The organism is Pseudomonas sp. A-1, from assembly GCF_004801855.1.
GTDB lineage: Bacteria > Pseudomonadota > Gammaproteobacteria > Pseudomonadales > Pseudomonadaceae > Geopseudomonas.
Window position 1 is genome coordinate 19,656 of the sequence record NZ_SSTC01000051.1, and the last position, 12,431, is coordinate 32,086.

Annotated in this window: 10 protein-coding genes; 6 read left to right on the forward strand and 4 right to left on the reverse strand. The window is 68.5% G+C overall.

The features are described 5' to 3' along the window. From ruvX to gshB, 4 genes are all read right to left on the reverse strand, one after another. Entirely contained in the window at positions 1–435 is a 435-nt protein-coding gene (gene ruvX, locus E5198_RS13190) for a Holliday junction resolvase RuvX (RefSeq protein WP_136490461.1), read from the reverse strand. Further along, positions 432–998 (reverse strand): YqgE/AlgH family protein, encoded by a 567-nt coding sequence (locus E5198_RS13195; RefSeq protein WP_136490462.1) that lies wholly within the window; start codon positions 996–998, stop codon positions 432–434. The genes ruvX and E5198_RS13195 overlap by 4 nt, the downstream gene beginning before the upstream one ends. Before the next feature lie 64 nt (positions 999–1,062). Beyond that, entirely contained in the window at positions 1,063–1,956 is an 894-nt protein-coding gene (locus E5198_RS13200; protein WP_136490463.1) for an energy transducer TonB, read from the reverse strand. A 108-nt stretch (positions 1,957–2,064) separates the two neighbouring features. Continuing rightward, entirely contained in the window at positions 2,065–3,024 is a 960-nt protein-coding gene (gene gshB / locus E5198_RS13205) for a glutathione synthase (protein ID WP_136490464.1), read from the reverse strand. Positions 3,025–3,267: 243 nt separating this feature from the next. Between gshB and pilG the strand changes: the two genes are divergently transcribed. From pilG to E5198_RS13235, 6 genes are all read left to right on the forward strand, one after another. Beyond that, positions 3,268–3,678, forward strand: coding sequence for a twitching motility response regulator PilG (gene pilG / locus E5198_RS13210; protein WP_136490465.1), 411 nt, complete (start codon positions 3,268–3,270; stop codon positions 3,676–3,678). 47 nt (positions 3,679–3,725) lie between these two features. Further along, positions 3,726–4,091: a twitching motility response regulator PilH gene (gene pilH, locus E5198_RS13215; protein WP_136490466.1), complete on the forward strand. Its 366-nt coding sequence runs from the start codon at positions 3,726–3,728 to the stop codon at positions 4,089–4,091. Positions 4,092–4,137: 46 nt separating this feature from the next. Continuing rightward, positions 4,138–4,674 carry a chemotaxis protein CheW gene (locus tag E5198_RS13220; protein ID WP_136490467.1) on the forward strand — a complete coding sequence of 179 codons (537 nt, stop codon included), beginning with the start codon at positions 4,138–4,140 and terminating at the stop codon, positions 4,672–4,674. Positions 4,675–4,768: 94 nt separating this feature from the next. Next, positions 4,769–6,817 (forward strand): methyl-accepting chemotaxis protein, encoded by a 2,049-nt coding sequence (locus E5198_RS13225; RefSeq protein WP_136490468.1) that lies wholly within the window; start codon positions 4,769–4,771, stop codon positions 6,815–6,817. A 62-nt stretch (positions 6,818–6,879) separates the two neighbouring features. Beyond that, the gene (locus tag E5198_RS13230; protein ID WP_136490469.1) at positions 6,880–7,746 is read left to right on the forward strand and encodes a protein-glutamate O-methyltransferase CheR; all 867 of its coding nucleotides are present in this window, start codon (positions 6,880–6,882) and stop codon (positions 7,744–7,746) included. 24 nt (positions 7,747–7,770) lie between these two features. Further along, positions 7,771–12,431: Hpt domain-containing protein (locus E5198_RS13235; protein WP_178084071.1), on the forward strand; the 4,661-nt coding region annotated here is incomplete at its 3' end.

Genomic DNA, 12,431 nt, shown 5'->3' on the forward strand with positions numbered 1-12,431 from the left:
TCAAAGCGGGTGGGCGGGCTGCTGTTCCAGCCAGCCCTCGAGCAGCAGGGCGGCGGCCAGGGCGTCCACCGGGCGTTCACGATAGCCGCCGCGCTGGCCCTCGGCCAGGCGCCGGCCCTTGGCCTCGAAGGTGGTCAGGCGCTCGTCGTGGGTGAACACCGGCAGGTTGAAGCGGCCGTGCAGGCGGCGGGCGAACTTCTCGGCGCGGGCGCTCATCTCGCTGGGCGTGCCGTCCATGTTCAGCGGCAGGCCGACGACGATGGCGTCCGGCTGCCACTCCTTGACCAGTCGTTCGATCTGGCTCCAGTCCGGCACGCCGTTCTGCGCCTTGAGCACGCACAGCTCGCGGGCCTGGCCGGTGATCGCCTGGCCGACGGCGACGCCGATCTGCCGGGTGCCGTAGTCGAAGCCGAGCAGCAGGCGCGGGGCGCTCATGCGTGGCCGGCCTGGCTGGTGAGCAGGCCGAGGTCGACGCCCAGCTCCGCGGCGGCGCGCTGCAGGCGCTGGTCGGCGGCGACGTCGAACAGCACCGTCGGCTCGGCCGGGCAGGTCAGCCAGGCGTTGTCGATCAGCTCGGCCTCCAGCTGGCCGGCTTCCCAGCCGGCGTAGCCGAGGGCGATCAGGTGGCGGTCCGGGCCGCTGCCGTCGGCGATGGCCAGCAGCACGTCCTGCGAGGTGGACAGTGCCAGCTCGCCCAGCTCGAGGGTGGCCTGGTAGTGCCAGCCGTGCGGATGGAGGACGAAGCCGCGGTCGGTATGCACCGGGCCGCCGGCGTAGATCGGCACCTGCCGGCAGTGTTCGGCCGGTTCGCTGCCGGGGCGCAGCTGTTCGAGCACGTCGGCCAGGTCGAGTTCGCCGGGGCGGTTGACCACCAGACCCATGGCGCCGTGCTGGTTGTGCTCGACCAGGTAGATCAGCGTCTGGGCGAAGTTGGGATCGGCCATGTGCGGCATGGCGATCAGGAAGTGGTGCTTGAGGTAGCCGGAGTCTGTGTTCATGGGCCCTAGTTTCGGCGGTGGGGGCAGTCGCTGCAAGGGGCCGTACGCCCTGGCTGGTGCGGCCTCAGTAGCTGCCGAGGCGGTCGCCGCGCTCGAAGCGCCAGGTGCGGATGATCTCCAGCACGTCGACGTCGCTGAGGTCGCCGCTGAACGGCGCGAAGGGCGCGGACAGGCGCACGATGCGCAGGGCGGCCTGGTCGAGGATCGGCTGGCCGGAGGACTCCAGCACCTGCACCTCGCGCAGGGTGCCGTCGCGGTTGATCGCCACCAGCAGGCGCAGGTTGCCGTAGATGCGCTCGCGACGGGCGGCGTCGGGATAGTTGAGGTTGCCGACCCGCTCGACCTTGCGCCGCCATTCCTCCTTGTACCAGGCACCCTTGTCGCGCATGGTCGAGGCGGCGTTGAGGCGGTGGATGCGCGGGCGCTTGGCGTACAGCTGGCGCTCGTGGCTGAGCTGGGCTTCCAGGCTGGCGATCTCCGAGGACAGCTGGCTGCTGTCGAATTCCGGCGCCTTCTGTACCGGCTGCGGCGGGCGCGGGGCTTCCGCCTTGGCCTGGGTCTTCTGCGGCTGCGGCGTGCGGGTGGCGACCGCGGCCTTGCTCGGCTGCGGCGGCTGGCTGGCCTTGGGCTGTGCCGGCGGCTCGATGCGGCGGATCTCGCTGTCCTGGAACGGCGCCAGCTCGGTGGTCTTCGGCGTGGCCTTGTGCTCCAGGCTGCCGCTGCCCTGCTGGTCGTGCTGGGCGAGGAAGTCGGCCTGCCTGGGCTTCTCCGCGCTCCTGAAGCTGGCCAGGGTGACGTCGAGGGTCTTGCTCACCAGGCTCGGCTCGGGCAGGGCGAAGCTCACGCCGAGGATCAGCGCCAGGTGCACGGCGGCGGCGAGGAACAGGGTGAAGCCCAGACGGTCCGCCGGGCGCACGCCGGCGGAGCTGGGGTAGGAGGTGTGGACGGCAGCGTTCATCGGTTGGCGCATGGCAGGGAGTCGGCGCAGTCTGCCGCCGGCTCCGGCAAAAGTCCATGAAGTGCTCCGCGCCTTGGCGCTTTGCCACGGCGTGCCGCCGTCTGCGGCTCAGCCCTGGCGAGCGGCCAGCTTGCCGGCGATCGCGTCCATCAGTTGGCCGGCGATGTCGGTGCCGAAGGCGGCGTCGATCTCGCGGATGCAGGTCGGGCTGGTCACGTTGATCTCGGTGAGGTGCTCGCCGATCACGTCGAGACCGACGAACAGCAGGCCCTTGTCGCGCAGGGTCGGGCCGACCTGGGCGGCGATCCAGCGGTCGCGCTCGGTCAGCGGGCGCGCCTCGCCGCGCCCGCCGGCGGCCAGGTTGCCGCGCGTCTCGCCCTGCGCCGGGATGCGCGCCAGGCAGTAGGGCACCGGCTCGCCGTCGATCATCAGGATGCGCTTGTCGCCGTCCTTGATCGCCGGCAGGTAGCGCTGCGCCATGATCTGCCGGCTGCCGTGGGCGGTCAGGGTCTCGAGGATCACCGACAGGTTGGGGTCGCCGTGGCGGTGGTGGAAGATCGACGAGCCGCCCATGCCGTCCAGGGGTTTGAGAATGATGTCACGCTGCTCGTCGGCGAACTCGCGCAGAATGTCGACGCGCCGGCTCACCAGGGTCGGCGGAGTGCACTGCGGGAAGCGGGTGGCGAACAGCTTCTCGTTGCAGTCGCGCAGGCTCTGCGGGCGGTTGACCACCAGCAGGCCCTCGCGCTCGGCCTGCTCGAGCAGGTGGGTGCAATAGAGGAACTCGTTGTCGAAGGGCGGATCCTTGCGCATCAGGACCACGTCCAGTTCGTGCAGGGCCAGATCCTGCTCGTCGTCGAGGTGGAACCAGTGCTTGGGGTCATGGATGACCTGCAGCGGCCGCGTGCGGGCGCGTACCTGGCCGTCGCGCAGGTAGAGGTCGCTCTGCTCCATGTAGAACAGCGACCAGCCGCGGGCCTGGGCGGCGAACAGCATGGCCAGCGAGCTGTCCTTCTTGAAGGCGATGCGGGCGATGGGATCCATGACGATGCCCAGGCGAACGCTCATAAGGGAAGTCCTCCACAACGAAACCACGGCTTGGCAGCCGAACAAGGCGATTGACGGTAGCCCAAGGTGGCCGCGAGTTTGCCTTGAGTCAAGGAAAAACCTTGCACTTCCGGGGCTTATGGCTTTGCTTCGGAATAGTGTGCTAAAAAGCCCCGGCGATCAGGTTGCAGCCCGTGAGTGGCAGCGCTGCATGCGTATGGGCGATGGACAACAACGACTCACCGAGGCAATGGTAGGGCAGACATGGATCAACACTCCGAAGGCTTGAAAGTCATGGTGATCGACGATTCGAAGACGATTCGTCGGACCGCCGAAACGCTGCTGAAGAAAGTGGGTTGTGACGTCATCACTGCCGTCGACGGTTTCGATGCCCTGGCCAAGATCGCCGACTCGCATCCGAACATCATCTTCGTCGACATCATGATGCCGCGCCTGGATGGCTACCAAACCTGCGCCCTGATCAAGAATAATAGTGCGTTCAAATCCACGCCGGTGATCATGCTGTCCTCCAAGGACGGTCTGTTCGACAAGGCCAAGGGACGTATCGTCGGCTCCGACCAGTACCTGACCAAGCCCTTCAGCAAGGAGGAGCTGCTCGGTGCGATCAAGGCGCACGTTCCGGGCTTTGTGCCGGTGGAGCAAGCAACCACCTGACGTCCGGCCTTCCGGCTGCCGACGCGTGCCTTTTTTTGGGGGATTCCATGGCTCGTATTCTGATTGTTGATGACTCGCCGACCGAGATGTACAAGCTGACCGCCATGCTCGAGAAGCATGGCCATCAGGTACTCAAGGCGGAGAACGGCGCCGACGGTGTCGCCCTGGCGCGCCAGGAAAAGCCCGACGTGGTGCTGATGGACGTGGTCATGCCGGGTCTCAACGGTTTCCAGGCCACCCGTCAGCTGACCAAGGATCCGGAAACCGGTCACATTCCGGTCATCATCGTCACCACCAAGGATCAGGAAACCGATAAGGTCTGGGGCAAGCGCCAGGGCGCGCGCGACTACCTGACCAAGCCGGTCGAAGAAGACACCCTGCTCAAGACCATCGCCGCCGTCCAGGCTGGCTGAGGGGCGGAGCACGACAACCCCAGACAAGAAGAAGGCCAGGGCCGGCATGTCCGATGTCATCACACCTTTCCAGCGACTGCTCGGCATCGACCAGCTCTGCCGGCGCTATTCCGCGGGCCTGCCGGCCCAGCAGGAAGTGGCGCAGAGCTGGAGCGGCATCGGCTTTCGCATGGGCACGCGGCTGTTCGTCTCGCCGATGGGCGAGGTCACCGAAGTCCTGCACGAGCCGCGCTACACCCTGCTGCCCGGGGTCAAGAACTGGGTGAAGGGCGTCGCCAACGTGCGCGGACGCCTGCTGCCGATCATGGATCTGTGCGGCTTCCTGGGGGGCGAACTGTCGCCGCTGCGCAAGCAGCGCCGGGTGCTGGTGGTCGAGCACGACAAGGTGTTCGCCGGCCTGGTGGTCGACGAAGTGTTCGGCATGCAGCACTTCTCCGTGGAAGCCTTCACCGAGCAGCTGCCGCCGCTCGAGGCGGCTCTCCAGCCCCTGATTCATGGCGTGTTCCTGCGCGAGCGACCCTGGCTGGTATTCAGCCCGCATGCGCTGGCCAGGGAGCAGGCGTTTCTCGATGTTGCCGTATAGCTACAGCTAGATCTTTCGGGCGGGTCGGCGTTGCCGGCCCGCGGTGTTACTTGGGATCCGTTTCAGTGTGGAAGGTCCAGGCGGGGGCCAGACGATGAAAAAACTCAACGCAGGCAATCTGTTCACCGGCATGCGCAGCAGCACGCTGATCGGGGGGCTGTTCGCCATCCTGATCGTCTCCGTGGTGCTGCTGTTCGCCAACTTCGCGTACCTCAACCAGCAGGCCGAGCACGACAAGCAGTATATCGGCCACGCCGGCGAGCTGCGACTGCTGTCGCAGGGGATCGCCAAGAACGCCATCGAGGCGGCGGCGGGCAAGGGCGAAGCCTTCGCCCTGCTGAAGAGCGAGCGCGACGACTTCCAGCAGCGCTGGGACTGGCTGGCCAAGGGTGACCCGGCCACCGGCCTGCCGGCCAGCCCGGAGGCGGTCGCCGCCGACATGGCCGCCCTGGAGGGCGAGTGGACGCGCCTGCGCGACAGCGCCGACGCCATCCTGGCCAGCCAGCAGACCGTGCTGTCGCTGCACCAGGTGGCCGAGACCCTGGCCGAGACCATTCCGCAGCTGCAGGCCGAATACGAGGAAGTGGTGGACATCCTCCTCGAGAACGGCGCTTCGCCCGACCAGGTGGCGGTGGCCCAGCGCCAGACCCTGCTGGCCGAGCGTATCCTCGCCTCGGTGAACAAGGTGCTCGCTGGCGCCGAGGACTCGGTGCAGGCCGCCGACAGCTTCGGCCGCGACGCCAGCCTGTTCGGTCGCGTACTGAAAGGCATGAACGAGGGCAACCCGGCGATGTCGATCACCAAGGTGACCGATGCCGAGGCGATCAGCCGCCTCAACGAGATTTCCGAACTGTTCGCCTTCGTTTCCGGTTCGGTGGACGAGATCCTCGAGACCTCGCCGCAGCTGTTCCAGGTGCGCGAGTCCGCCAACAACATCTTCGGCGTGTCGCAGAAGGTGCTGGAGCACACCACCCAGCTGGCCGACGACTTCGAAGGCCTGGTCGAAGAGCGCGCCTTCAACACCCTGGCCGGCTACCTGCTGGGCCTGGTGGCGCTGGCCTCGATCATGCTGATGGCGTTGATCCTGGTACGCGATACCCGCGGCCGTCTGGCCGAGACCGCCGAGAAGAACGACCGCAACCAGACCGCGATCCTGCGTCTGCTCGACGAGATCGGCGACCTCGCCGACGGTGACCTGACCGTGCAGGCCACGGTGACCGAGGACTTCACCGGCGCCATCGCCGACTCGATCAACTACTCCATCGACCAGCTGCGCGACCTGGTGGAAACCATCAACCAGACCGCCGTGCAGGTGGCCGCCGCCGCCCAGGAAACCCAGGCCACCGCGATGCACCTGGCCGAGGCTTCCGAGCACCAGGCCCAGGAAATCGCCGGCGCCTCCGCGGCGATCAACGAGATGGCGGTCTCCATCGACCAGGTATCGGCCAACGCCGCCGAATCCTCCGCGGTGGCGGAGCGCTCGGTGGCCATCGCCAACAAGGGCAATGAGGTGGTGCAGAACACCATCGCCGGCATGGACAACATCCGCGAGCAGATCCAGGACACCTCCAAGCGGATCAAGCGTCTCGGTGAATCGTCCCAGGAGATCGGTGACATCGTCAGCCTGATCAACGACATTGCCGACCAGACCAACATCCTGGCACTCAACGCGGCGATCCAGGCATCCATGGCCGGTGACGCCGGTCGCGGCTTCGCCGTGGTTGCGGACGAAGTACAGCGCCTCGCGGAACGCTCCTCGGCGGCGACCAAGCAGATCGAGGCACTGGTGAAGACCATCCAGACCGACACCAACGAGGCGGTCATCTCGATGGAGCAGACCACCACCGAGGTGGTGCGCGGTGCCCGTCTGGCACAGGACGCCGGTGTGGCCCTGGAAGAGATCGAGAAGGTATCGCGCAGCCTCGCGGCGCTGATCCAGAACATCTCCAACGCCGCCCGCCAGCAGTCCTCCTCGGCCGGCCACATCTCCAACACCATGTACGTGATTCAGGAAATCACCACGCAGACCTCGTCGGGTACCACCGCGACGGCGCGCAGCATCGGTACCCTGGCCAAGATGGCCAGCGACATGCGCAAGTCGGTATCCGGTTTCACCCTGCCGGAACGCCGGGAGCAGGCCTGAAACCATGGAGCGCGGCAGCCTGAACGGGCTGCCGCCGGACGAGCATGAGCGAGGGGCGCGGCATGCAGCCAAGCGCGGTCTGGGCGATGAAGCCGCTGCCCGATATCACGGCAGCGGAATTCCGTGCCTGGCAGGAATTGCTGGAAACCCGCAGCGGCATGGTGCTCAACGAGCAGCGCCGCGCCTTCCTGCAGACCACCCTGGGCAAGCGCCTGCGCGAGCTGGGGCTGGACAGCTACGCCAGCTACTACCAGCAGGTGACCGACGGCCCGCGCGGTGCTGTGGAGTGGTCGCACCTGATGGACCGTCTGACCGTGCAGGAAACCCGTTTCTTCCGTCATCCCGCGTCCTACGAGCATCTCGCCGGTTACCTGCGAGAGCGGCTGGAGCAACTTGAGCGCGGACGTGCCTGGCAGCTGTGGAGCGTGGGCTGCTCCAGCGGCGAGGAGGCCTACTCGCTGGCCGTGGTGGCGGCGGAGGTGCAGCGCGAGGCCGGTCTGGAAGGGCGCCGCTTCGGCGTCACCGGCACCGACCTCAGCCTCAGCGCCCTGGCCCGGGCCCGCGAGGGGCGCTACGGCGCCCGGCGGGTCGGCGAGCTGCCTGCCGAGCTGCTGGAGCGCTACTTCCTGGACCAGTCCGACGGTAGCTACCAGGTCTGCGAGTCCCTGCGCGAACGCGTCTGCTTTGCCCGACTGAACGTGCTCGAACTCGAGCGTGCGCCGCAGCGCGGCATGGATGTCATCTTCTGTCAGAACCTGCTGATCTACTTTCGGCGCTGGCGCCGGCGCGAGATCCTGTCGCGCCTGGTCGAGCGTCTGGTACCGGGCGGGCTGCTGGTGATCGGCGTCGGCGAAGTGGCCGACTGGCGTCACCCGCAGCTGCAGCCGGTCGCCGATGAGCGGGTTCTGGCCTTTACCCGAAAGGGGTAACCATGATCAATGTGTGGAGTCGCTATGGGTGATCGGCACGACTATGTCGCCCTGGAGTGGGTCAAAGGCGAAATCGCGGAAACCCTCAAGCAGGCCCGCCAGGCCCTGGAGGCGTTCGTCGAGAGCCCGCAGGACCTGACGCGCCTGCGTTTCTGCCTGAACCACGTCCATCAGGTGCAAGGCACCCTGCAGATGGTCGAGTTCTATGGCGCCGCTCTGCTGGCCGAGGAAATGGAGCGGCTGCTGCAGGCCCTGATCGAGGGGCGCGGCAGCCGTGGCGAGGCGCTGGAAGTGCTGATGCAGGCGATCCTGCAGCTGCCGGTCTACCTCGAGCGAATCCAGAGCGCCCGCCGCGACCTGCCGCTGGTGGTACTGCCGCTGCTCAACGACCTGCGCGCCGCCCGTGGCGAGAGCCTGCTGTCGGAAACCAGCCTGTTTTCCCCCGACCTGTCGGCTGCACGGCCCGCAGCGCTGGCTCCGGCTGCCCTCGAGCGACTGGAGCGTGCCGGCCTGCCGACCCTGCTGCGCAAGCTGCGGCAGATGCTGCAGGTGGCGCTGGCCGGCTACATCCGCAACCAGGAACCGGCGACCCAGCTGGGTTATCTGGTCAAGGTGTTCGCCAAGCTGGAAAGCCTGACCGCCACTGCCCCCGTCGGCCCGCTGTGGTCGGTGGCTGCCGGCGTGGTCGAGGGACTGCTCGACGGCAGCATCGCCGCCAGCAACACCCTGCGCACCCTGCTGCGCGAGGTCGACCACGAGCTCAAGCGCCTGATCGACGACGGCATGCCGGCGCTCAACCAGCCGGCGCCCGACCAACTGCTGAAGAACCTGCTGTTCTATGTGGCCAAGAGCCCCAGCGAGGCGGGGCGTACCGCCGAGCTGAAGGCGCGCTTCCAGCTGGCCGAGGCGATGCCCGACAGCCGTCTGGTGGACGAGGAGCGCGCCCGCATGGCCGGCCCCGACCGCGACGCCATGCGCTCGGTGGTCGGGGCCCTGTGCGAGGAACTGGTGCGGGTCAAGGACAGCCTCGACCTGTTCGTGCGCAGCGATCGGCGCCAGCTGAGCGATCTGGTCGGCCTGCAGGTGCCGCTCAAGCAGATCGGCGATACCCTGGCGGTGCTCGGCTTCGGCCAGCAGCGCAAGGTGATCGCCGACCAGTTGCTGACCATCGGCCAACTGATCGGCGGTCAGTGTCAGCCCAACGACGCGGTGCTGATGGACATCGCCGGCGCGCTGCTGTTCGTCGAGGCCACCCTGTCCGGCATGGTCGGTCCGGCCGAAGGCGAGCGTGGCGAGGACAACCTGCTGCCGACCACCGATGTGGGGCAGATCCACCAGCTGGTGATCAAGGAAGCACGCAACGGCCTCGAGCAGTCCAAGGATGCCATCATCGAGTTCATCGGTTCCCAGTGGAATCACGAGCATCTGGCCCGCGTGCCCGAGCTGCTGACCCAGGTGCGCGGCGGTCTCGGCATGATCCCGCTGCCGCGTGCCGCGGCCCTGCTGGATGCCTGCTGCCGCTACATCCGCGAGCAGCTGCTGGTGCGCCAGGCGGTGCCGAGCTGGCAGAGCCTGGACACCCTGGCCGACGCCATCACCAGCGTCGAGTACTACCTCGAGCGGATCGCCGAGGATCATGTGACCCAGGGCGACCTGATCCTCGACGTCGCCGAGGAAAGCCTGACGACGCTGGGCTATGGCCTGCAGCCGACCCGCTCGATCCTCGACGAGCCGATGCCCGAGCTGGTGGAGCTGCGCGCCGAACCGGCCGTTGCGGTCATCGCCGAGCCCGAGCCGGACATTTCCGCGCCGCGGCTGGAGCCCCTGGCCGAGACGCCGCCCGTGGCAACCCCGCTGGCGGTCGAAGCTCCGGCGCCGGTCGAGGCCGCCGAAGCGGCGGTCGGGGTGGATCCCCAGGCCGCGGCTGTCGAAGCCGAGGCCCTGCTGACCGCGGAGCCGGTCGTAGTGCCCGCCGAGGTGCCGCAGCCGTCAGTACCGGTGTCCGAACCGGCGTCTGAACCGGCGTCCGAGCCGGCGGCCGAGCTGAGCCTGGCCGCCGTGCTGGCGACGCCGGTGGCGGCGATCAATCCGCCGGCCCAGGACGCCCCGCCGCAGTTGCTGCCGCCGCCCGCCGACGAGGAGCCGGTGGACGAGGACCTGCAGGAGGTGTTCATCGAGGAAGCCGGCGAGGTCCTCGACACCATCAACGAGTTCCTGCCGCAGTGGGCCGCCGACACCGGCAACCGCGAAGCGCTCACCGAGGTGCGCCGCGCGTTCCACACCCTCAAGGGCAGTGGCCGGATGGTGCGCGCCCTGGTCATCGGCGAGCTGGCCTGGTCGATCGAGAACATGCTCAACCGGGTCATCGACCGCAGCATCCAGGTCGATGCACCGCTGCTGCAGGTGATCCGCGACGTGGTCGACCTGCTGCCGGCGCTGGTCGATGAATATGCCGCCAAGGCCCAGCGCCAGCGCGACGACGTCGACCGCCTGGCCGCCAGCGCCCATGCCCTGTCGCGCGGCGAGCCCCTGCCTGGCGCCGTACCGGCGATCGAGGCGGTCGCCGCCGGCCTGCCGGCAGAGTCCACCGTCGCATCCGCCGAGGCTGCGTCCGACGAGGAGTTGCTCGACCCGCAACTGCTGGAGGTGTTCCTCGCCGAGGCCGAAGCCCATCTGGAAGCCATCGTCCGCTTCCTCGGCGCCTGCGACCGCGAACTGCCGCAGGCGGTCACCGACGAACTGCAGCGTGCCCTGCACACCCTCAAGGGCAGCGCCTACATGGCCGGTATCCAGCCGATCGCCGAAGTGGCGGCGCCGCTGGAAAGACTGGCGAAGGAGTTCAAGACCAACCTGATACCCTTCGGCCTGGCCGCCGCCGAGCTGCTGCGCGATGCGGAAAAGCTCCTGCGCCGCGGCCTGGAGCGCCTCGGCAGCGAGCCGCTGGCGCGCCTGCCGGGCAGCGAGGAGCTGCTGACCCGGGTGCAGCTGCTGCACCAGGAGCAGCTGGATGCCGCCGAGGCCGGCTGGCGCAGCCAGGACCGGCGCGATCCCAAGCTGATCAGCCAGTTCCTCGCCGAGGGCATGGACATCCTGCTGGATGCCGACGATCTGCTGGCGCGCTGGCGTCAGCATCCGGCCGAACGCGAGGAACTCGAGGCCCTGCGCAGCGAGCTGGCGACCCTGTCGCGCGGTGCGCAGCACGCCGAGCTGCCCCAGGTCGATCAGCTGTGCATCGCCCTGCTGGCGATCTATGCGGCCGTCGGCGAGTCGCGGCTGGTGGTGGACGGCCCGTTCTTCCGCGAGGTGGAGGCGGCCCACGAAGCCCTGATCGGCATGATGGACCAGGTTGCCGCCGGCCTCGAGGTCGCTCCGCAGCCGGCGCGCGTGCAGGCTCTGCAGCAGTTGCTGGTTCAGGCCAGCAGCGTGGTCGAGGCCCCGGAGTTCGATCTGTTGGTGGAAGCCGAGCCGGTGGCCGATGCCGAGGCCGCCCCGCTGGCCGGACTCGAGCCGTCGCCGGCCGATGAGCCGGCGGCGGAGTCCGCAGCCGCCGTGGTCCTGGAGTTCGAGTCGCTGGCGGATGCCGAGCCGGTGGCCGAGGCCGATGCCGTCCCGCCGCTCGGGTTCGAGTTGTCCCTGGCCGAGGAGCCGGAAGCGGAGCTCGCAGCCGCCGCGGTCCTGGAGTTCGAGTCGCTGACGGATGCCGAGCCGGTGGCCGATGCCGTCCCGCTGGCCGGACTCGAGCCGTCGCCGGCCGATGAGCCGGCGGCGGAGTCCGATGCCGCTGCGGTCCTGGAGTTCGAGTCGCTGGTGGATGCCGAGCCGGTGGCCGAGGCCGATGCCATCCCACCGCTCGGGTTCGAGTTGTCCCTGGCCGAGGAGCCGGAAGCGGAGTTCGCAGCCGCCGCGGGCCTGGAGTTCGAGTCGCTGGCGGATGCCGAACCGGTGGTCGAGGCCGATGCGGATGTCGTCCCGCCGCTCGGGTTCGAGTTGTCCCTGGCCGACGAGCCGGTGGCGGAGCCCGCAGCCGCCGCGGGTCTGGAGTTCGACCTGCTCGCACAGACCGAGGTCGATGTTGTTTCGCTGCCCGGGATCGAGCTGGCGGCAGAAGCCGAGCCGATGGCCGAGCTCGATCCGCCGCTGGCCCATGGCGTTGCCGAACCGGCAGCCCTGCCGGTGGTGCCCGAGGACGAGGCGCCCGATGCGGAGATGGTCGAGATCTTCCTCGAGGAGGCGGGCGATATCCTGGAGAGTGCCGGCGAGGCACTCGAGCGCTGGCTCGCCCAGCCCCAGGCCCGCTCCGCCCTGGCTTCGCTGCAGCGTGACCTGCACACCCTCAAGGGTGGTGCGCGCATGGCCGGGGTCCGTGCCATCGGCGATCTGGCCCACGAGCTGGAGTTCGTCTACGAAGGTCTCACCGATGGTCGTTTCGACCTCGCCGAGGGCGCTGTCGGCCTGCTGCACGAGGGCCACGACCTGCTGGCCCGGCAGGTGGAGGAGCTGCAGTCGGGCCTGCCGCTGACCGCAGCGGGCGCACTGCTCGAACAGATGCGCGCCCTGCGTCAGGGGGAGATGCCGGACTTGCCGGCAGGCGCCCTGCCTGCACATCCTGAAGCCGAAGCCGAAGCCGAAGCCGAAGCCGAAGCCGAAGCCGAAGCCGAAGCCGAAGCCGAAGCCGAAGCCGAAGC

What these genes read in the sequence shown, in the direction of transcription:
- pilG (WP_136490465.1), top strand. Translation starts at nt 3,268, where the DNA reads ATGGATCAACACTCCGAAGGCTTGAAAGTCATGGTGATCGACGATTCG.
- E5198_RS13230 (WP_136490469.1), top strand. Translation starts at nt 6,880, where the DNA reads ATGCAGCCAAGCGCGGTCTGGGCGATGAAGCCGCTGCCCGATATCACG.
- E5198_RS13200 (WP_136490463.1), bottom strand. Translation starts at nt 1,956, where the DNA reads ATGAACGCTGCCGTCCACACCTCCTACCCCAGCTCCGCCGGCGTGCGC.
- pilH (WP_136490466.1), top strand. Translation starts at nt 3,726, where the DNA reads ATGGCTCGTATTCTGATTGTTGATGACTCGCCGACCGAGATGTACAAG.
- ruvX (WP_136490461.1), bottom strand. Translation starts at nt 435, where the DNA reads ATGAGCGCCCCGCGCCTGCTGCTCGGCTTCGACTACGGCACCCGGCAG.
- E5198_RS13195 (WP_136490462.1), bottom strand. Translation starts at nt 998, where the DNA reads ATGAACACAGACTCCGGCTACCTCAAGCACCACTTCCTGATCGCCATG.
- E5198_RS13220 (WP_136490467.1), top strand. Translation starts at nt 4,138, where the DNA reads ATGTCCGATGTCATCACACCTTTCCAGCGACTGCTCGGCATCGACCAG.
- gshB (WP_136490464.1), bottom strand. Translation starts at nt 3,024, where the DNA reads ATGAGCGTTCGCCTGGGCATCGTCATGGATCCCATCGCCCGCATCGCC.
- E5198_RS13225 (WP_136490468.1), top strand. Translation starts at nt 4,769, where the DNA reads ATGAAAAAACTCAACGCAGGCAATCTGTTCACCGGCATGCGCAGCAGC.